Here is a 20,247-nt window from a genome sequence, read left to right on the forward strand (position 1 = left end):
CGGTCCCTATCCGTCGCGGGCGCAGGAAATTTGAGAGGAGCTGTCCTTAGTACGAGAGGACCGGGATGGACACACCGCTGGTGTACCAGTTGTTCCGCCAGGAGCATGGCTGGGTAGCTACGTGTGGACGGGATAAGTGCTGAAAGCATCTAAGCATGAAGCCCCCCTCAAGATGAGATTTCCCATCGCGCAAGCGAGTAAGACCCCTTGTAGATGACAAGGTTGATAGGTCTGAGGTGGAAGCGTGGCAACACGTGCAGCTGACAGATACTAATCGGTCGAGGGCTTATCCAACGCAAAGGATGAGGCGCCTCGATACACGCTCTTTATGTTCGTTATCCAGTTTTGAGGGAACGACGAGTTCCTTTCTATACATAGCAGGAGGAAGGATCTTCTGCTAAACGCGCAAACGTCTAATGTGGATCTTTTGCTAAGAACACAAACGTCCTGTTTGTAACGCAAAAGTCAACGCATCCTGCGTAAGCCAACGCAGAAGCCAGCACATCCTGTGCAAGTCTGGTGACGATAGCGAAGAGGTTCCACCCGTTCCCATGCCGAACACGGAAGTTAAGCTCTTCAGCGCCGATGATAATGAAGGGGTGACCCTTTGTGAAAGTAGGACGTTGCCAGGCAAGAGAGAAAGCCGTCAGATTATGATCTGGCGGTTTTTTTGTAGTTCAGGAAATAATATAAGAGCTGTTCATTTGTGGATAACTTTCGTGAAAAGTTATCTACATCCAAGCTTCAGCACCCAGCTGTTCTGAGGCCCACACGACGTGAGTCAGTTCGATGTTGTCACATCCGCAGGAGGCGGTGGTGCGGTTTTAGTAGAAGTACCTCACCAACATAGTCGAATATCCTTAAATTTCTATTGTCTAACTCCAGCGTTTACTTGCTCGAGGTTTCTTCGGCCCGTCCATGGAAAGGGAAGAGCACCTTTCCCTATGCCGGTCCACCAGAATTTGGTGCATTATTTGATATTTCTAGACCCGCCGTCTCCTGTACTGTCGACTCGTCCTGGCTCCTGCTCATACCGGTTTCCATTGAATTTCATCACCCCCTCTTACCTTTAGCCCTTTCTTCGTATCCGCATTCTAAAAGAAAGATGACACTACAACTATCTTGAAAGTTTGCCTTGAACACTCCCCGGCACCTCTCTAGCAAAAACTATTTATTTATCAATGCATAAATGGGAGTGATAAGGAAGGGCAAATTATTCTCCTAATTGCTCGTCAAGAAACATAAGATGTAAAAAAGAAGCTTTTTTTGCACACCTTTGGTTTAAAAACATACATTTATATGGAAGATGTATCTTCTTTTTCTTGAATAAATAATATATTTTCGGAGAAACTAAGTTTCATAGGAGGTGTTCTCTATGCGTAAGGAGACGGAGAACTGGAGTGAAACTTGTATACTATGTGAAGAAGAGAAACAGAAAGGCATTCATATAATGCAATCGTTTCTCTGTAAAGAATGTGAGAGGCACTTAGTTCAGCTAGACCCCGAGCATCCGAAATATAAAACGTATATTGTGAAATTAAGAAAACTAAAGGCATCAACACTCTATTCTTAAATTGCATGGTGACGTGTAATGCGTCATACTGATGATGAATATCTTTGTGAAGGTAGTGTAAAATGAATCAAGAACAGATGCCAATTGTGGATGCCCTGAGGAAGCATAAGAACAAACAACCCATTTCTTTTCACGTTCCAGGTCATAAAAATGGTGAGGTGATAGGGAGAGCTGGACAGGCATTCTTTTCAAAGGAAATGCTGCAAATGGATCAGACGGAGTTAACGGGGTTAGATGATTTGCACGATGCGGAAGGAATTATTGCGGAGGCTCAACAATTAGCAGCGGACTTATATGGAGCCGAGTCTACACTTTTTTTAGTCGGAGGATCCACGGCTGGTAACCATGCTATGATACTAGCATCTTTCCAACGAGAAGACACGGTGTTCGTACAACGAGATGTACATAAATCTATCATTAATGGGCTTCGACTTGCGGGGATACGCCCTGTCTTCCTCTTCCCAGAATATGATCAAAAGACATATTTATCGAAAGGACTCTCTGTCGAATCTGTAAATCTTGCTTTCGCTAAATATCCTCATGCCAAAGGAATTATTTTAACATCCCCATCCTACTACGGCTGGGTACCTCCGCTAGCGCCCATTATTCAAAAAGCTCATGAGAAAAAAATGGTCGTGCTTGTCGATGAGGCACATGGGGCTCATTTCCAATCAAACGATGCATTTCCAGCTTCGGCACTTGAGCAGGGGGCTGATGTTGTTGTACAGTCCGCCCATAAAACTCTTCCAGCTTTAACAATGGGGGCTTATTTACATATAGGAAAAGAAAGTTATATTTCTTCACAAGCAGTAAAGGAGGCTGCTGCGGTTGTGCAAACAAGCAGTCCTTCTTATCTTGTTTTATCATCGTTAGATATGGCGCGTTATTATGTACATACATTAAGAGAGTGTGAACCCAATCAGCTTACACGTAGTTATGAATCGTTTCAAGCTGATTTGGAAAAAAACACGGGACTCTCCTTGGTGAAGGCCACAGAAAAGATAGAGCAAGATCCATTAAAGTGTATAGTGAAAGCTCCTGAGGGATATAGTGGGTGGACATTGCAACACTACTTGGAACAGGAGTATATATATTCTGAGTTGGCTGATCAGGACCATGTCTTACTTGTCCTTCCTCTCCGCCTGGAAGGAAATTACCTAACTGTCTTTCCAAAGTTTCAGCAAGCTGTTTCTACTATGATGGCTCAAGTTCCTCCAGAAAACAGGACACGAGTCTCGCATTTACCAACGTTTTCTGTTCAAGAAACAGAAAGAGAGTGGTTGGAAATGTTTCACGTGAAACAAAAAAATATCGAAGTAGAAAGGGCAAGTGGAAAGATTGCAGGTGTTGATATAATTCCTTACCCACCGGGCATTCCATTATTTTTTAAAGGAGAAAAAATTACAGGAGAACGATTTTCCTATCTCTTAGAATGGGTACAGCAAGGTGGTAGAATACAAGGAGGAACGGTTGATCGTAAAGGGCAGTGGTATGTCAGTATAATGGACGAGGATGAGTGAGAATGAATACAGGAACCAATGGAAAATTAATAACATTTGAAGGCTGTGAAGGCGCTGGAAAAACCACCGTAATAGAACGTGTGTTTGAGTGGTTGGTGTCTAAAGGATACAAAGTAATGAAAACGCGTGAACCTGGTGGTATTGAAATTGCAGAACAAATTCGTTCCGTTATTTTAGATCCAGGTCACGTAAACATGGATAGTCGGACAGAAGCTTTATTATATGCGGCTGCGAGAAGACAGCATCTTATTGAAAAAATAATGCCGGCTTTAGAGGAAGGGCATATTGTCCTCTGTGATCGTTTTATCGATAGCAGTTTAGCTTACCAAGGAGCTGCACGTGGGATTGGCATGGATCAAGTGCTGGAAATTAACAAATTTGCAATAGGTCCTTATATGCCGACTGGAACCATTTATTTAGATATTAAACCGGAGATTGGATTACAACGTATTCGTCAAAATGATAACCGAGAAATCAATCGGTTGGACCAGGAAAAAATGGAGTTTCATGAGAAAGTATATAACGCCTATCACGAATTACTAGAACAATACCCTGAGCGTATTCATAAAATAAATGCAGAGAACACATTGGAACAAGTAATAGAAGAAACGAAACAACATGTCTCCAATATCCTACTGAAAGAGTTACGTCTTTGATTACTAATTTCATTTTACTAGTAAATACAGTAAAATATAAATAACAGAAAAGTCCGTATGTGTTGGATCCATAAATAGAAAGCGGGGATTCTCCATGAAATTAATTATCGCCGTCGTGCAGGATAAAGATAGTAACCGGTTATCAAACGCGCTAGTTGATAAAGATTACCGGGCTACTAAGCTGGCAAGTACGGGCGGTTTTTTGAGAGCTGGCAATACAACGTTCCTTATTGGTGTGGAGGACGAGCACGTTGATGGTGTACTAGAAATCATTCAGGATAATTGTAAATCGAGGGAACAGCTCGTCGCTCCTGTTTCTCCAATGGGGGGCAATGCAGACTCATATGTTCCGTACCCAGTGGAAGTTCAAGTTGGGGGAGCGACTGTTTTTATTTTGGAAGTAGAGCAGTTTGAGCAATTTTGAAATCGAGGGATTTATTATGAATTGGGAGGAAATGCGTCAGATACAGCCGACAGTAATGACGATGCTTGAAAAAAGCGTAGAAAAAAACAGACTGGCCCATGCTTATATTTTTGAGGGAAGAAGAGGAGCGGGGAAAAAACAAACTGCTCTTCTTCTCACTCAACGTTTAATGTGTACAGCACAGGATCATGAAAAGCCTTGTGGGGAATGCAGGGAGTGTAAAAGGATTAAGCATGGCAATCACCCGGATGTGATGACCTTAGAGCCGGACGGAACTACTATCCGTAAAGCCCAAGTGGAAAGCTTACAAAAAGAATTTACATATCGAGGCATGGAGCCCGGTTTAAAAGTATATATTGTGAATGATGCGGATAAGATGACAGCAAGTGCTGCAAACAGTTTGCTCAAGTTTTTGGAAGAGCCAGAAAGCCCGACACTGGCTCTTTTACTTACTGAAAATGTTCATTTTATGCTCGACACCATTCGCTCGCGCGCACAGAAAATCACTTTTGCTCCTCCTTCACTTGAACGACGGGCAGCTATTTTTCTAGAGCAGGATATCAATCCTAACATAGCTGCTCTCTTGGCAAGATTGCCTGATGAGTGGGGAGGAGGAAACGTTTTAGAAAACGTAGAGTGGATTGTACATGCTAGAGGTCTAGTGATACAATTAACAGAAGAGGTTTATCATCGGCCTCAGCAAATGCTATTGACGTTGCAAGAAAAGTGGCTTCCCCATTTTAAAGATAGAGAAGAGCTGGACATCGGCTTGGATTTGCTGCTTTTCTGGCATCGCGACGTTCTGGCTCTAAAACATAGGGAAAATGACTTGGCTTTTCCCGATCAGAAAGAAAAGTTAGAACAAGAGGCGCTTCATATGTCAGAGACCGTGTTAGCCCAACGGTTGCAGTGGATCCTTCAAGCGAAACGACGGCTTCGCGCCAATGTAAATGCCCAGCTTCTGATGGAGCATTTACTGCTCCGCTTACAGGAGGGATCGTAACGTTGTACGAAGTGATTGGAGTTCGATTTAAGAAAGCGGGGAAAATTTACTATTTCTCCCCGGGAGATCTTCAGATAGAAAATGGGCAGTGGGTCGTAGTGGAAACTGCTCGAGGTATTGAGTTTGGAAAAGTTGTTCTCGATAAAAAGCAAGTGAGCGGCGATGATGTCGTTCTTCCTTTGAAGAAAGTAGTTCGGGTTGCAAACGACAATGACAAGTTAATTATCAAGGAAAATAAGGACTTGGCTCAGAGAGCATACGACGTCTGTAATGAGAAGATTGCTGAACATCAACTAGATATGAAATTAGTCGATGTAGAATACACCTTTGATAGAAATAAAGTTTTATTTTACTTCACGGCAGATGGTCGGATTGACTTTCGTGAACTGGTCAAAGACCTTGCATCGGTGTTTCGTACCCGAATTGAGTTACGTCAAATTGGTGTTCGGGATGAAGCGAAAATGCTGGGCGGCATCGGACCGTGTGGAAGAGTCTTGTGCTGCTCCTCTTTTCTGGGGGATTTTGAACCTGTGTCTATCAAAATGGCGAAAGATCAGAATTTGTCTCTTAATCCAGCAAAGATTTCAGGTTTGTGCGGCCGGCTGATGTGCTGTCTTAAATACGAAAACGACCATTATGAAGAAGCAAAGAAAGAGCTTCCTGATGTGGGAGAAACAATTACAACGCCCCAAGGAAAAGGGAAAGTAGTGGGGATTAACATATTGGAACGACTCGTTCAAGTAAACGTATCAGAACCTCAGAATGTTCTGGAATACAGCCTCGAAGAATTAATGGAAGAAGGTTATATTGTAGGCTGAAGCATAGGGTGATTGAGGTGGGTGTTCGTGGAAAAGAGGGAGATATTCTCTCAAGTTATTCATATGGAAGAACGAATAGGGACGCTGCATGATGAGCTTAGGGAACTAAAAGAACAACTTGCTATGCTGATTGAAGAGAATCATGCACTTCAAATGGAAAATCAGCAATTACGAAAAGTGATAGATGAAAAAGACAGTTCGGTAGAACCTTCCACTACAGACTCATCGACACGGGTTCTGCCGAACGTGGGAGAAGGGTATGACAATCTTGCCCGTTTGTACCAAGAAGGATTTCATGTGTGTAATTTACACTATGGAAGTCTTCGATCAGATGGAGATTGCTTATTCTGCCTTTCTTTCCTTCATCAAAAGTAAAATGCTGTCCCTTGGAGGGACAGCATTTTTCCATGGAAGTCGAAAGTTATCATTTGATAGAGATCCGGCATCCATTGCAATCAGCTCAAGGTCGTTTCATCCTTTGATTGGGAAGCAAGCTCCCGACAGTTCTCCAGCATTTGTCGGCGATAGGCGGGCAACTTGCGTTTTTCCAAGATATTTCGTATCGAAACGGGGGAATTTGTCGATGGATCAACTACATAGAGAGGAAAGAATCGACTACATTACTCAACAATTACACATTATTCAAAGCAAGCAAGTCTTTTCCTTTTCGATAGATGCTGTCTTGCTAGCTCGATTTACTTACGTTCCCATAACAAGAGGGAGTATTATTGATCTATGCTCAGGAAACGGTGTCATCCCGCTTGTACTATCAACAAGAAGCAGCGTACCCATTACTGGTATTGAAATTCAGCCCACGCTCGTTGATATGGCAAATAGAAGTGTACATCTCAATCAGTTGGAACATCAGATACGTATCATTCAAGCGGACGTAAGGGAAAAATCGCTGAAAAATATGACGGGACAAGCAGACTTAGTAACGTGTAATCCGCCTTATTTCGCTACACCGGGAGAGAAAGAGTGGAATGAAAATCCGTACTTGGCAGCTGCTCGGCATGAGAGGAATGGAACGTTAGAGGAAATTGTAGAAGCTGCCTCTCATCTCGTTAAACCGAGAGGAAAGGTGGCTATGGTTTTGCGGCCGGAACGGATGATGGAGCTGTTGGAACTCTTTCGGAGATATAGAATAGAACCAAAGCAAATGAAACTCATTTATCCTAAAGAAGGTAAGGATGCAAATATCTTGCTTCTTGAAGGGACAAAGAATGGGAAACCAAGACTAAGATGCTTGCCGCCATTGACGGTATATGACTCAAATGGAAACTATACAGAGGAGTTTCAGAAGTATTATGACGGAAAATAAACACTTTGTTTATATCATTCAATGTGGGGACGGCACGTACTATACTGGTTACACCACGAACGTTAGAAAAAGAATAGAACTGCACGAGAGTGGACAAGGGGCAAAATATACAAGAGGACGAGGTCCTTTTCAATTGGTGTTTGAAAAAGAGTTTTCAACGAAACGAAAAGCGATGCAAGAGGAATGGAATATTAAGCAAATGACACGCCGGCAAAAAGAAAATCTTATTTATTCTGTCGTTAAAGGAGGTTCCCATGAATCGACAACAAAGTTACCAGGTTTCTGAAAACGCGGCGCCCCTTTATTTAGTACCGACACCAATAGGTAATTTGGAAGACATTACTTTCCGGGCCCTGCGCATCATGAAAGAAGCGGATATGATATTCGCAGAGGATACAAGACAAACACGTAAACTCTGTTCTCACTTTGAGATTTCTACTCCCCTTGATAGCTACCATGAGCACAATAAAGAACAGAAAGAGCAGAAGATTATTTCACTGCTCAAGGACCAGAAAACGGTCGCCTTAGTAAGCGATGCTGGCATGCCGCTCGTTTCTGATCCGGGGAAAGAAATAGTAGAGCGATGTATTGAAGAACATATTTCCGTCATCGCCCTGCCTGGCGCAAACGCCGCTCTTACAGCGTTAACCGCTTCCGGGCTTGGGGGAGGGGCTTTTTACTTTTACGGTTTTTTACCGCGTAAAAAGAAGGAAAAAGAGAACATCTTATCTCAGTTAGAGCCAATACAATCGCCTATTATCTTTTATGAATCGCCTTATCGCGTCAAGGAAACCGTCCGTCATCTGTCAGAAAAATGGGGCCAGCGAAAATTTGTGCTCGCACGTGAACTGACAAAGAAATTTGAAGAAGTATTAAGGGGGACAGGAGAGGAGATGCTTTCTTACCTGCAGGAATTGGCAGAGCCTATAAAAGGAGAGTGTTGTTTAATTGTAGAGGGAAGCAATGAAACGACGACAGACCGAACTTCCTGGTGGGAAGCATTGGACTTACTAGAACATGTTGAACACTATGTCAATCATGGGGTATCTGCGAAAGATGCGATAAAAACAGTGGCGAAAGAGCGTGGGGTTCCTAAACGTGAAGTATATGCTGCTTATCATGAGTTGTAATCGGCTATCTGCCTCCATATAAAAAGACGACTTCTTTACACTAAAAGAAAATCGTCTCTTACCTGTCATTTAAGCTTTTGTTTGTTCATCAGTTAAATAGTGTTCTAACTCTCTAATCACCGCTTTAGCGCCTTCTGGAGATAGAGTTATTTTTCCGTTTGCGAGTGAAATGTTGTCTTCCGAAACTTCCCCTGTAACTTGACATGTCATGTTAGAGTTGTGTTTCTTTAGCACAATCCGGTCATCATCCACATAGATTTCGAGGGCATCTTTTTCCTCAATCTCCAATGTCCGGCGAAGCTCAATCGGAATAACAACTCTTCCCAGTTCATCGACTTTACGTACAATACCTGTTGATTTCATTAGGTTCCTCCTCTAAATGTATATAAAATAAGCGTTAGCTATCATCGTCATAATTCGACACTTTCTCTAGTAAAATAAGAATAACAGTGTTACCTGACGCCGTCAATTGATTTTCCAAAAAAATACTATTTGATTTCTAACTTTTCAAATTTTGGACATAATATGAGGGACAGGGCAAATGTAGGCTGCTGTATGCGAAATCGCCCGCATCTTGACAGAGCAATCGGCTTCGTTATAGTCTTAGAGAGACGTGACGTGAGATAATTAAATATGACTATGCCGATGAAGGGATGAGTAAAAAGGAAAGCTGCTCCAGAGAACCGGGTATGCTGAGAACCGGTGCAGCCAGCACTTTTGAACATGGTCCTGGGAGGATGTCCATTCCGAGCTTACGAACAGTAAGGAAGAGACGTATGTCTGCGTTAAAGACAGCACCTGAAGAGGATATATATGTATCCTGACAGGTAGAAGAGCTTTTGTCTTTCTTGAAAAGACTAAGGAAATTTGGGTGGTACCGCGTGAGTAAAACTCTCGTCCCTCTGTTGGACGGGGGTTTTTTTGTAAGTCAAGAACATTTCATGTTGGTGCTTTCAAGATCCGGAGTGACTAAACAAGGAGCTTTCGCTTTTCTTAAGAGGTCGGGAAGACTTATGGAATACTTTCTCGATACTTGCTCCATTTCCTGCTTCTATGAATGAAATTATTAATTTTAAAAGTTACTTAAGGAGGATGTTTCCATGCCTGAAAAAAACAAGACATTCTACATTACAACGCCAATCTATTATCCAAGTGCGAAACTACACATTGGTCATGCATATACAACAGTTGCAGGTGATGCAATGGCAAGGTATAAACGCCTGCGTGGTTATGACGTACGCTATTTAACAGGGACAGATGAACATGGTCAAAAAATTGAACGAAAAGCAAAAGAAAAAGGGACCTCCCCTCAAAATTTCGTCGATGACATTGTAGCGGACATCAGGAAACTTTGGGATAAATTGGATATTTCCTACGATGATTTTATTCGCACCACCGAAGATCGTCACAAAAAAGTGGTACAGCAAATTTTTGAGAAATTAAAAGAAAAAGGAGATATTTATCTCGATGAATATGAAGGATGGTATTCTGTACCGGACGAGACTTTCTATACCGAGTTGCAGCTTGAAGATCCTGTATACGAAGATGGAAAAATAGTCGGCGGAAAAAGTCCTGATAGCGGACATCCGGTAGAATGGGTTCGAGAAAAGTCTTATTTCTTCCGAATGAGTAAATATGCTGACCGCTTGCTTCAGTTCTACGAGGAAAATCCAGAATTTATACAACCAGAATCCCGGAAAAAGGAAATGATTAATAATTTTATAAAACCTGGATTAGAGGATCTGGCCGTATCGAGAACTGCCTTCAGTTGGGGGATTCCTGTTAAAAGTGACCCGGAACATGTCGTGTATGTATGGATCGATGCCCTCACAAACTATATCACAGCCTTAGGGTATGGAACGGAAGACAATGAGAACTACAATAAATTTTGGCCTGCTGATGTTCACCTGGTAGGTAAGGAAATTGTTCGTTTCCATACGATTTATTGGCCTATCATGTTGATGGCTTTGGATTTGCCTTTACCAAAAAAAGTTTTTGGACACGGATGGCTCTTAATGAAAGACGGCAAGATGTCAAAATCAAAAGGAAACGTTGTGGATCCAATTCCACTTATTGATCGATACGGATTAGATGCCCTTCGTTATTATTTGCTTCGTGAAGTGCCATTTGGTTCCGATGGCGTCTTTACGCCGGAAGGTTTTGTCGATCGCTTGAATTATGATTTAGCAAATGATTTAGGAAACTTGCTAAATCGTACGGTAGCGATGGTGAATAAGTACTTAGATGGGGAGCTTCCAGCTTACTTGAAAGACGGTACCTCTTATGACAATTCTTTAGTCGAGTTAGTATACGCAACAGTAGATAAAGTGGAACAAGCGATGGAGGACATGGAGTTTTCAGTAGCTCTTACAGCCATTTGGCAATTAGTCAGCCGGGCAAATAAATATATAGACGAGACACAGCCGTGGATTTTAGCAAAAGAGAAAGGACAAGAGGAACAGCTCGGTGCTATTATGTATCATCTTGCTGAGTCTCTGCGCTATATTTCCATTATGATTCAACCGTTTATGACAGAAACTCCTCAGAAGATCTGGGAACAACTGGGTATTCCGGAAGATCTCACACGATGGGATACAATGGAAGCCTTCGGTCAGTTGCGAGAAGGGACGAAAGTGATTAAAAAAGGAAAGCCTATCTTCCCGCGATTAGAAGTAGAAGATGAAGTGGCCAATATTATTAAGGACATGGGCGGTACAGTAAAGACAGAGGCCGACGAAGCGGTAGAGGACGACAAGAAAGAGGAGAAAAACAACGAAATTACAATAGATGATTTTTCCAAAGTAGAGTTAAAGGTAGCAGAAGTCCTCGAAGCAGAACCAGTGAAAAAAGCAGATAAGCTATTAAAAATTCAACTGGATTTAGGATATGAGCAACGACAGGTTGTCTCTGGAATTGCAGAGCATTATACCCCAGAGCAACTAAAAGGAAAAAAAGTTATTTGTGTTACAAACTTAAAACCAGTGAAATTACGGGGAGAATTGTCGCAAGGAATGATACTGGCAGCCTCTCAAGGCAAAGAACTAACATTAGCCACGATAGACCAGAGCCTTCCGAACGGTTCTCAAGTGAACTAATTTAGAGAAAAGGGTGAGTGTACATGCTTTTTGATACCCATGTTCATTTAAATATAGAGCAATTTGAGGAGGATTTACTCGAAACAATAACGAGAGCTCAAGAAAATGGAGTAACCTTGATGAACGTAGTGGGTTTCGACCACGCGACGATAAAAAAAGCAATTCAACTGGCGGAGGAATACGAATTTATCTATGCCTCTGTCGGCTGGCACCCCGTGGACGCCATTGACATGACTCCAAAGGAGCTGGACTGGCTAAAAGAGTTATCCTCCCATCCTAAGGTAGTCGCGCTTGGAGAAATGGGGTTGGATTATCATTGGGACAAGTCTCCAAAAGATGTGCAAAAAGAAGTATTTCGTAAGCAAATCCACTTGGCAAAAGAAGTGGATCTTCCTATCATCATTCATGATAGAGAAGCCCATGAAGACATCGTGGAAATCTTAAAAGAAGAAAAAGCGGAAGAAACGGGCGGTATTATGCACTGTTTTGGAGGGGACTTGGAAATAGCGAAACAATGCCTGGATATGAATTTTTATATCTCGTTTGGTGGTCCTGTTACGTTTAAGAATGCCAAACTGCCGAAAGAAGTTGCCAAAGAAATACCGTTAGACCGCTTGCTCGTTGAGACAGACTCCCCATTTCTGGCTCCTCATCCTTACCGAGGAAAAAGGAATGAGCCGGCATATGTTAGACTGGTAGCCGAGAAAATAGCGGAATTAAAGGAGATACCTTTAGAACAGTTGGCAGAACAAACGACAAAGAACGCTAAAAACCTTTTTAAAATTGATTGAAAGAAGCGGGGAGGAAGCCCGTAAGATGAAAATAAAGGAATGTATTGTAGTAGAGGGAAAAGATGATTCCATAGCGATCAAGCGTGCTCTAGATGCAGACACCATTGAAACAAACGGATCTGCTATCGGCTCTGATGTATTAAAACAAGTAAAGCTAGCCCAGGAACGACGGGGGGTCATCATCTTTACGGATCCCGATGGACCTGGTGAACGTATCCGAAGAATTGTTAGTCGAGAGGTTCCAGGCTGTAAGCATGCTTTTCTAAATAAAGAAGAAGCTCTCGCCAAAAACGGAGGCAACATTGGTATCGAAAATGCTGAACCTGAAATCATTCGTGAAGCGCTATGGAGAGTAAGAGATGTATCCCCTGAAGAGTCAGACCCTCGAGAGGAAATTACAAAACAAGATCTCATTGATGCAGGAATGATACTTGGACCAGGGTCTAGGCAGAGACGTGAGAGAATGGGTGAATTGCTAAACATTGGATATGCTAACGGAAAACAGTTTTTAAAAAAGCTGGAGATGTTTCAGATCAAGCACAGTGAATTCGCTCGTGCCTTCCAACAGGTAATCGAGGAGGAAAACAGCCATGTACAGAGACATAGCGGTTCCGAGCCGGACGAAGGAAATACTAACTAAGCACGGTTTTTCCTTTAAAAAAAGCTTAGGACAAAATTTTTTAGTAGATGTAAATGTTCTCCATCAAATTGCGGAGGCAACTGCTGTTGGCCCGGAAGATGGCGTCATCGAAGTAGGGGCGGGAATAGGAGCGTTAACAGAGCAGTTAGCAAAACGTGCGAAACGAGTAGAAACGTTTGAAATTGACAGACGCTTGATACCAATACTTGAGGAAACGCTCGCACCATACCCGAATGTCACCGTTCATCATCAAGATATTTTAGAGGCGAATATAGAACAATTGATCCAAGAAAAGTTAAAAGATACGAATGACATCGCTATAGCGGGAAATCTTCCCTACTACGTGACAACCCCTATTATTATGTCTCTTTTGGAGAAACGTCTGCCTGTTAAACGAATGGTTGTGATGATACAAAAAGAGGTAGCCGATCGAATATCAGCGTCACCTGGCTCAAAAACGTATGGTTCTTTATCGATCGCCGCTCAATATTATGCAGTTCCCTCAAAAGTAGCGATCATCCCTAAAACAGTATTTGTGCCACGACCGAAAGTGGATTCCGCCGTACTCCGGCTTGAATGGAGAGAAGAGCCTCCCTGCTATGTAAAAAATGAAACGTTCTTTTTTCAAGTGGTGCGTGCCTCCTTCGTCCAAAGGAGAAAAACTCTGTGGAATAACCTACAACATAATTTGATAGAGAAGGACCAGAAGGAAACGCTAGCTCGTGTTCTTGAAAATACAGGAATCGATCCGCAAAGGCGGGGAGAGACCCTATCCATGGAGGAGTTTGCCACATTGAGTAATGAATTAATTTATGCTGGGGTAAAATAGACTCTTATGCACTTCTTTCCCTTTTTTCGAATAGGCTGTCGTGAGAAGGGGGAGAAGGACGTGAATGTAAAAGTAGGAGATCTGGTCGAACGCTATTCGTATAATTGTGATATTGTTTTCCGAGTAACGGCGGTCAACGGGGATGAAGCTGAATTGTTAGGCGAAGAGCTGCGCCTTGCCGCGGACGCCCCATTGAGTGATTTAAAAAAAATAGAGGATGACGATAGGCGAAAACTCGAAGAAACGGTCCGAGATAAAGAAGAGCATTTCTATAAATTATTTCGACAAGAAGCGAGATTAATGAAGGAACGAAGTGATTATGAAACCTCTGATGGGTATAAAGAAGATACATCTTACTTCGAAATGAGGGGAAGAGTCCTTCATTTGGATGGAGATGCTTTTTATTTATCAAAATGCACGGCTTTGTATGAGAGGTTAGGTATCCCAGTGTACGGCGTTCACCTGCCTGAGAAGGAAATGCCTACGCAAGTAGGCTCTCTTCTTGAAATGGTACGTCCGGACATTCTGGTTATTACTGGTCATGATGCCTTCTTGTCCTCGAGAGGACCGGAAAACGAGGTAAAGTCTTATCGTAATTCAAAAGCTTTTGGTCAAACAGTGAGAGAAGCCCGTAAAGTAGTTCCACAACTTGATCAGCTTATTATCTTTGCAGGAGCTTGTCAGTCTTATTTTGAGTGGTTACTTAAAGCTGGAGCTAATTTTGCTAGTTCTCCGGAGCGAGTGAATATTCATGCGCTGGATCCCGTTTATGTCGCTGCAAAAATAAGCCTTACACCATTTATGGATCGGGTCAGCGTATTGCAATTAATTCGTCATACATTAACAGGAAAAGAAGGCTTGGGCGGTGTAGAAACGAAAGGTGTTCTCCGCCGCGGCCTGCCATGGAAAGAAGATAATGCTTGAATTCCTTGCCGCTCCCCGTTCGGGAGCTGCAAGGAATTTTTTCATTTACCAATCTATAGGTATAAGTTATGAATATAGGCAAATACTACCCGTGAATACCTATTTCTGTTAAGATTTTTCAGAAAATTATACTCTTTTATTGACAAAGAAATCAGATCACTGGTATAATGATAAATTTTGTTGACATAAAAATTAACCTGTGATACAATTAGAAATCGAGTGAGGTGGAGCTGATAATATGGGAAAAACATTGGTTGAGATTAAAGAGACGTTGGATGCTAATATTGGCAAAAAGGTGACCATTGTTGCGAACGGTGGTCGTAAAAAGACGATTGAGCGTTCTGGCTTAATCGAGGAAACATATCCTTCTGTTTTTATTGTGAAGCTGGATAAGGACAAGCATCCAGTTGAACGGATTTCCTATAGTTATACTGATGTTCTCACAAACACTGTTCAGTTGACGATGTGTGAAGAAGAATTAGAAGCATAACAGCATAACAAGGCATGGCCGGCATAAATTAGCTTTCTGTTTCAGGTAACAGAGAGCTATATTTATGCTTTTTTTGTATAACATAAGAATGTACAGCGGTATGAAGGTTTGTGATTATTCTTCTGAAGGAGATGGGTGCCATGGGCCGTAGAGGCGGTATCATGTCAGATCAATTGAAAGAGGAAATCGCAAAAGAACTAGGTTTTTATGACACGGTTCAAAAGGAAGGCTGGGGAGGTATTAAGTCTCGTGATGCCGGTAATATGGTGAAGCGAGCTGTTCAAATAGCTGAAGAAAGCCTGGCAGCAAATAATAAGAACCAATAGTTAACAGATATACCGCTGATACAATTTGCTCCGGGACTGGGATTTATCATCCCGGAGCTCTCTATTCTTTCTGTACAGAAGGTGTGATTTCGACTAAAATAAACAGAGATAATATACGTTGGGTTGAGCGTGTATGACTTATTCGTGAGGTAAGGAGTAGTCCATGGTGAAACGATCGATAAAAGCGCCCGCAAAAATTAATTTAGCTTTAGATGTCTTACATAAAAGAGATGATGGTTACCATGAAGTCAAGATGGTAATGACTCAAGTTGACTTAGCGGACCGTATTGAGATAGAAAACAGGGAAGACGGCCAAATTAAGGTGGAAATGTCGGAAGGCTTTTTGCCAGTAGATCATCGTAATTTAGCTCATCAAGCTGCCTCTCTTTTGAAAAAACGTTATGAGGTGAAAAAGGGAGCACATCTTTATATTCATAAACATATCCCGGTAGCTGCTGGACTTGCTGGCGGTAGTAGTGATGCAGCAGCCGCTCTGAAAGGCTTGAATGAAGTGTGGGAACTAGGTCTTTCGATCGAGGATTTGGCTGCTATTGGTTCTGAGATTGGATCAGACGTAGCTTTTTGTGTGCATGGCGGGACGGCGCTTGCTACAGGAAGGGGAGAGGTGATCGAAACGATCGAGTCGCCTCCTCCATCTTGGGTGATCCTCGCTAAACCGCCAATCGGTGTTTCTACGAAAGAGGTGTATAGGCGGCTTGAAGCAAGTGAGCACACAGCAAATGGAGCGCAGGCCGAGCGTATGGTTCACGCCATTCAAACACAAGATTATGAGGCGATATGCGAGAATTTATACAATGTTCTAGAGACGGTAACCTTGCCGATGTATCCAGAAGTGAAAAAAATAAAAGATAGGATGTTGGATTCAGGGGTGGACGCTGCTTTAATGAGTGGCAGCGGACCTACTGTTTTTGGGTTGATCCAAAAGGAAGCAAGAGTCAACCGTGTTTATAATGCACTGCGAGGCTTTTGTGAACAAGTATATGCGGTTCGGTTAATTAGTGATAAGAGCACTTGATAAAATCCGTATGAAAATGGTATATTGCATATATAACATTCGGGTTTTATGGAGGTTCTCATGAAAAAACTGAAACGCAGTGGACGCTTGGTTGATATGACTTACTATCTTATAAATCATCCTCACCAACTTGTGTCCTTAAGTTATTTTTCGGATAGATATCAGTCAGCAAAATCCTCCATTAGCGAAGATTTGACGATTGTAAAAGAGATTTTTGAGGAGCAAGGTATTGGCTCTTTGCTTACCGTTCCAGGGGCAAGCGGTGGAGTGAAATACATACCTTTTGTTCAGTTTGAAGAAGGAAAACGGCTGACAGAGGATTTGTGTAAAAAACTCGAAGACAAGGAGAGACTGCTTCCGGGGGGATATTTATATATGATGGACATATTAGGTACCCCTAAATTTATGAACGATATAGGGAGGCTTTTTGCAGCGGTCTTTTCTCATCAAAAAATTGATGCCATTATGACAGTCGCAATGAAAGGCATTCCGTTAGCATACGCCATTGCATCGCATTTAGACGTCCCTGTTAGCATCGTCCGTCGGGATCACCGGGTGACAGAAGGATCAATGGTAAGTATCAATTATGTTTCCGGGTCTTCTAAGCGGATACAGACGATGTCACTTGCGAGAAGAAGTCTGCAGGAAGGCGCTAATGTGTTAATTGTAGATGATTTTATGAAAGCAGGAGGCACAGCCCGGGGAATGATGAACTTACTGCAAGAGTTCAAAGCGAATGTAGTAGGTATTGGTGTCCTTGTTGAAGCGGAAGATGTAGAGGAACGGTTAGTTGATGATTATGTATCCATTGCGAGACTGTCAGAAGTGAACGAAAAAGATATGCAAGTAAACGCTGTTCCAGGAAATATATTAAACAAACTTGAAGAGGTGAAGAAATGATGAAAAAAGTATTTACACCGAAGGCACCAGAGGCAATTGGACCATATTCTCAAGGTATTATCGTGAATAATATGTTTTACAGTTCAGGCCAGATTCCATTAAAAGCAGATGGCCAGCTCGTGGAAGGCGGAGTAGAGGAACAGACCCATCAAGTATTCCAAAATCTTCAAGCCGTTCTTGAAGAAGCAGGATCCAGCTTAGACTCGGTCATTAAAGCAACTGTTTTTATTAAAGATATGAATGATTTTCCTGCAATTAACGAAGTTTACGGCAAGTATTTTAGTGAGCATCAGCCTGCAAGGTCTTGTGTAGAAGTAGCGCGGCTTCCGAAAGATGTTTCTATCGAGATAGAAGTCATTGCGTTAGTTAAATAAGTGTTTTCATGTGGAGACTGTCCGTTCATGAGGATAGTCTCGTATTTTTTTAGATATGCTTACTGGAATAAAAAAGGGTAACGTTCTGGAAGGCGGTCCAGCTTCAGGCGCCATCGGCTCGAGGTCGCTTCAACCCGCTCTGCGGCGGCAAAGCCTCCTCCGGCGGGTCTCCAGCGCTTGTCGCCGATAAACGGGCGCCTTGTGCTTTTCTTCTTGTCTAGCTTCAGCGCCCAGCCGCTCGGGGTTTCATCGTCTTCCCCTCCGGCCATCAGGATGGCCTATGGCGAAGACAGATGAGCCTGTCGCAGCTAAACAAGGCGCTTGCGCTTTTCTTATAAATTAACATAAAAATTAAAATATTTTTCTTTTTTAGGAGGAGTTTTACTCCATAACGTTGAAATGTATGCCTGAACGATTTTTTAATTGATAAAAGGTGGTGAAAGAAATGGAAGTAACAGACGTGAGACTTCGTCGGGTGAACACAGACGGGCGTATGCGTGCCATTGCTTCAATTACGATTGACAGTGAATTTGTGGTTCATGATATTCGAGTGATTGATGGAAACAATGGTTTATTTGTAGCTATGCCTAGTAAGCGTACACCTGATGGGGAATTTAGAGACATCGCTCACCCCATTTCATCTCAAACGCGGGAGAAAATCCAAACTGCCGTGTTAGGTGAATATCATCGTCAGGGAGAACAGGAAAAACCGGAGTTTGAAGAAGCGGGGGCTTCCTAAGGGGAAAAGCACTAATACTTATGGCATCTGGGCGGTTCTGCATCAAGCAGGCCGCCTGGTTTTTTGTATAAATACACTAAGAGTAGGATGGCGGCTGGATGTCGAAGTGCCATCCTATGTTAAAGTGATGACAGTCCTCCAATAACCAGGAGGAAAAAACAATGATTTCTTAGTTATATAAAGGTGTGCACATCATTCAACAATTATTTGTCTTTCCTTGAAATGCGTAGTTTTTTAGGATATATTCGTAAGGGAAAACCGGAGACTTTGGGGGACGAATAATGAACAATCGTTTTGCGGTTATTTTAGCCGCCGGGCAAGGTAAACGAATGAAATCGAACTTATATAAAGTACTGCACCCAGTGGGTGGAAAGCCGATGGTGGAACATGTGGCTGACCAGGTAAACAAAGCTGGATTAAAAGAAGCAGTGACGGTCATTGGTCATGGCGCAGATGACGTAAAAAAACAATTAGGCGACCGTGTTTCTTATGTGTTTCAAGAAGACCAGTTAGGAACGGGCCATGCAGTGATGCAGGCGGAGGAGATTCTTGGAGAGAAACAAGGCGTAACCGTCGTACTCTGCGGTGATACACCTTTAATTCGGGCGGAAACGATTCAGTCGCTTATGGAGCACCATGAAAGAACTGGAGCGAGTGCCTCTGTACTTACAGCACATGCTGAAGATCCATCTGGATATGGACGTGTCATTCGTAATAATGACGGACATGTTCTGCGAATCGTTGAGCACAAAGACGCAAATGAATCTGAACGTGACGTACAAGAAATTAATACCGGCACGTACTGTTTTGATAATAAAAAGCTTTTTGAAGCGCTTCGACAAGTAGGTAATGATAATGCGCAAGGTGAATATTACTTGCCGGATGTCATCGAAATTTTGAAGGAGCAAGGAAAAGTGGTAACTGCTTGGCAGACCCCTGATTTCTCTGAAACGATTGGGGTAAATGACAGAGTTGCTCTTGCAAGTGCAGAGACCGCTTTAAAAAAGAGAATTAATGAGTACTGGATGAGAGAAGGAGTTACTATTATAGATCCAGACCATACATATATTTCAGCAGATAGTGTGATTGGAAAAGACTCAGTGATCTATCCAGGTACCTTTTTACACGGCACTGTAAAAATAGGAGAAGGCTGTACTATCGGCCCGCACACTGAAATAACAGACAGTAGAATTGGAAACAATACATGGATAAAGCAGTCTGTTATTTCCCACAGTGATATAGGTGATGAGGTTAAAATAGGTCCTTATGCCCACATTCGTCCTCAATCAACGATAGCCGATGACGTGAAGATCGGAAATTTTGTTGAAATCAAAAAAACATCTTTCGGCAAAGGAAGCAAGGCTTCTCACCTTAGCTATATCGGGGATGCTGAGGTTGGCGAGCAGGTTAACCTGGGCTGCGGTTCCATTACAGTGAATTACGATGGCAAGAATAAATTCCTGACTAAAATTGAAGATGGTGCGTTTGTCGGTTGTAACGCGAATTTGATTGCTCCCGTAACCGTGGGAGAAGGTGCGTATGTAGCAGCAGGGTCAACCATCACAGACGACGTACCGGGTGAGGCACTTTCTATTGCCCGTGCCCGACAGACAAACAAAGAAGGTTACGTAAAAAAGAACGACTGACCAATTCAAATA

23 protein-coding genes and 2 rRNA genes are annotated in these 20,247 nt (G+C 42.5%); 24 read left to right on the plus strand and 1 reads right to left on the minus strand.

Annotated features, from left to right (window positions below):
• The 12 genes from BM095_RS15450 to rsmI all read left to right on the plus strand — a co-directional run.
• Window positions 1-294, plus strand: a 23S ribosomal RNA gene (locus BM095_RS15450); the annotation flags it as partial.
• Window positions 295-515: 221 nt separating this feature from the next.
• Window positions 516-632: ribosomal RNA gene (gene rrf, locus BM095_RS15455) — 5S ribosomal RNA — on the plus strand.
• A 743-nt stretch (window positions 633-1,375) separates the two neighbouring features.
• Window positions 1,376-1,573: a sigma factor G inhibitor Gin gene (locus BM095_RS16865; RefSeq protein WP_091663971.1), complete on the plus strand. Its 198-nt coding sequence runs from the start codon at window positions 1,376-1,378 to the stop codon at window positions 1,571-1,573.
• Between the two features lie 62 nt (window positions 1,574-1,635).
• Complete coding sequence (locus tag BM095_RS15465) at window positions 1,636-3,093, plus strand: aminotransferase class I/II-fold pyridoxal phosphate-dependent enzyme (protein ID WP_091663973.1); 1,458 nt, start codon at window positions 1,636-1,638, stop codon at window positions 3,091-3,093.
• Window positions 3,094-3,095: 2 nt separating this feature from the next.
• Window positions 3,096-3,749, plus strand: a complete 654-nt coding sequence (gene tmk / locus BM095_RS15470) for a dTMP kinase (RefSeq protein WP_091663976.1) — start codon at window positions 3,096-3,098, stop codon at window positions 3,747-3,749.
• Window positions 3,750-3,843: 94 nt separating this feature from the next.
• Window positions 3,844-4,173 carry a cyclic-di-AMP receptor gene (locus BM095_RS15475; RefSeq protein ID WP_091663979.1) on the plus strand — a complete coding sequence of 110 codons (330 nt, stop codon included), beginning with the start codon at window positions 3,844-3,846 and terminating at the stop codon, window positions 4,171-4,173.
• A complete protein-coding gene (holB, locus tag BM095_RS15480; RefSeq protein WP_245757934.1) occupies window positions 4,160-5,176 on the plus strand; it encodes a DNA polymerase III subunit delta' in 1,017 nt (338 codons plus the stop codon). Before BM095_RS15475 ends, holB begins: the two co-directional genes overlap by 14 nt.
• Before the next feature lie 2 nt (window positions 5,177-5,178).
• Entirely contained in the window at window positions 5,179-5,994 is an 816-nt protein-coding gene (locus tag BM095_RS15485; protein WP_091663981.1) for a PSP1 domain-containing protein, read from the plus strand.
• Between the two features lie 27 nt (window positions 5,995-6,021).
• The gene (gene yabA, locus BM095_RS15490; RefSeq protein WP_091663984.1) at window positions 6,022-6,369 is read left to right on the plus strand and encodes a DNA replication initiation control protein YabA; all 348 of its coding nucleotides are present in this window, start codon (window positions 6,022-6,024) and stop codon (window positions 6,367-6,369) included.
• Between the two features lie 208 nt (window positions 6,370-6,577).
• Complete coding sequence (locus BM095_RS15495) at window positions 6,578-7,315, plus strand: tRNA1(Val) (adenine(37)-N6)-methyltransferase (protein ID WP_091663986.1); 738 nt, start codon at window positions 6,578-6,580, stop codon at window positions 7,313-7,315.
• On the plus strand, window positions 7,302-7,601 hold the full coding sequence (locus tag BM095_RS15500) for a GIY-YIG nuclease family protein (protein WP_091663989.1): 300 nt from the start codon (window positions 7,302-7,304) through the stop codon (window positions 7,599-7,601). Before BM095_RS15495 ends, BM095_RS15500 begins: the two co-directional genes overlap by 14 nt.
• Entirely contained in the window at window positions 7,570-8,445 is an 876-nt protein-coding gene (rsmI, locus tag BM095_RS15505) for a 16S rRNA (cytidine(1402)-2'-O)-methyltransferase (protein WP_091663992.1), read from the plus strand. The genes BM095_RS15500 and rsmI overlap by 32 nt, the downstream gene beginning before the upstream one ends.
• A 69-nt stretch (window positions 8,446-8,514) precedes the next feature.
• On the opposite strand, the gene BM095_RS15510 is transcribed toward rsmI, so the two are convergent.
• The gene (locus tag BM095_RS15510; RefSeq protein WP_091663995.1) at window positions 8,515-8,808 is read right to left on the minus strand and encodes an AbrB/MazE/SpoVT family DNA-binding domain-containing protein; all 294 of its coding nucleotides are present in this window, start codon (window positions 8,806-8,808) and stop codon (window positions 8,515-8,517) included.
• A gap of 737 nt (window positions 8,809-9,545) precedes the next feature.
• Here BM095_RS15510 and metG point away from each other — a divergent pair.
• The 12 genes from metG (at window position 9,546) to glmU (ending at window position 20,235) form a co-directional block, all read left to right on the plus strand.
• Window positions 9,546-11,540 carry a methionine--tRNA ligase gene (gene metG / locus BM095_RS15515; protein ID WP_091663997.1) on the plus strand — a complete coding sequence of 665 codons (1,995 nt, stop codon included), beginning with the start codon at window positions 9,546-9,548 and terminating at the stop codon, window positions 11,538-11,540.
• A 23-nt stretch (window positions 11,541-11,563) separates the two neighbouring features.
• On the plus strand, window positions 11,564-12,331 hold the full coding sequence (locus tag BM095_RS15520; RefSeq protein WP_091663999.1) for a TatD family hydrolase: 768 nt from the start codon (window positions 11,564-11,566) through the stop codon (window positions 12,329-12,331).
• A gap of 25 nt (window positions 12,332-12,356) precedes the next feature.
• Entirely contained in the window at window positions 12,357-12,971 is a 615-nt protein-coding gene (gene rnmV, locus BM095_RS15525; protein ID WP_091664001.1) for a ribonuclease M5, read from the plus strand.
• The gene (gene rsmA / locus BM095_RS15530) at window positions 12,922-13,800 is read left to right on the plus strand and encodes a 16S rRNA (adenine(1518)-N(6)/adenine(1519)-N(6))-dimethyltransferase RsmA (RefSeq protein WP_091664004.1); all 879 of its coding nucleotides are present in this window, start codon (window positions 12,922-12,924) and stop codon (window positions 13,798-13,800) included. The genes rnmV and rsmA overlap by 50 nt, the downstream gene beginning before the upstream one ends.
• A 60-nt stretch (window positions 13,801-13,860) precedes the next feature.
• Complete coding sequence (gene yabG, locus BM095_RS15535; RefSeq protein WP_091664005.1) at window positions 13,861-14,724, plus strand: sporulation peptidase YabG; 864 nt, start codon at window positions 13,861-13,863, stop codon at window positions 14,722-14,724.
• Window positions 14,725-14,962: 238 nt separating this feature from the next.
• Complete coding sequence (locus BM095_RS15540) at window positions 14,963-15,214, plus strand: Veg family protein (RefSeq protein ID WP_091664008.1); 252 nt, start codon at window positions 14,963-14,965, stop codon at window positions 15,212-15,214.
• Between the two features lie 140 nt (window positions 15,215-15,354).
• Complete coding sequence (locus BM095_RS15545; RefSeq protein WP_091664011.1) at window positions 15,355-15,540, plus strand: small, acid-soluble spore protein, alpha/beta type; 186 nt, start codon at window positions 15,355-15,357, stop codon at window positions 15,538-15,540.
• A gap of 166 nt (window positions 15,541-15,706) precedes the next feature.
• The gene (gene ispE, locus BM095_RS15550; RefSeq protein WP_091664099.1) at window positions 15,707-16,576 is read left to right on the plus strand and encodes a 4-(cytidine 5'-diphospho)-2-C-methyl-D-erythritol kinase; all 870 of its coding nucleotides are present in this window, start codon (window positions 15,707-15,709) and stop codon (window positions 16,574-16,576) included.
• Between the two features lie 60 nt (window positions 16,577-16,636).
• Entirely contained in the window at window positions 16,637-17,476 is an 840-nt protein-coding gene (purR, locus tag BM095_RS15555) for a pur operon repressor (RefSeq protein ID WP_091664013.1), read from the plus strand.
• Window positions 17,476-17,850, plus strand: coding sequence for a RidA family protein (locus tag BM095_RS15560; protein WP_091664101.1), 375 nt, complete (start codon window positions 17,476-17,478; stop codon window positions 17,848-17,850). Before purR ends, BM095_RS15560 begins: the two co-directional genes overlap by 1 nt.
• A gap of 445 nt (window positions 17,851-18,295) precedes the next feature.
• Window positions 18,296-18,589 (plus strand): septation regulator SpoVG, encoded by a 294-nt coding sequence (spoVG, locus tag BM095_RS15565; RefSeq protein WP_091664016.1) that lies wholly within the window; start codon window positions 18,296-18,298, stop codon window positions 18,587-18,589.
• A 281-nt stretch (window positions 18,590-18,870) separates the two neighbouring features.
• Window positions 18,871-20,235, plus strand: a complete 1,365-nt coding sequence (gene glmU / locus BM095_RS15570; protein WP_091664019.1) for a bifunctional UDP-N-acetylglucosamine diphosphorylase/glucosamine-1-phosphate N-acetyltransferase GlmU — start codon at window positions 18,871-18,873, stop codon at window positions 20,233-20,235.
• Window positions 20,236-20,247 lie beyond the last annotated feature (12 nt).

Origin of the sequence: Alteribacillus iranensis, assembly GCF_900113025.1 — a bacterium.
Classification (GTDB): domain Bacteria; phylum Bacillota; class Bacilli; order Bacillales; family Marinococcaceae; genus Alteribacillus_A; species Alteribacillus_A iranensis.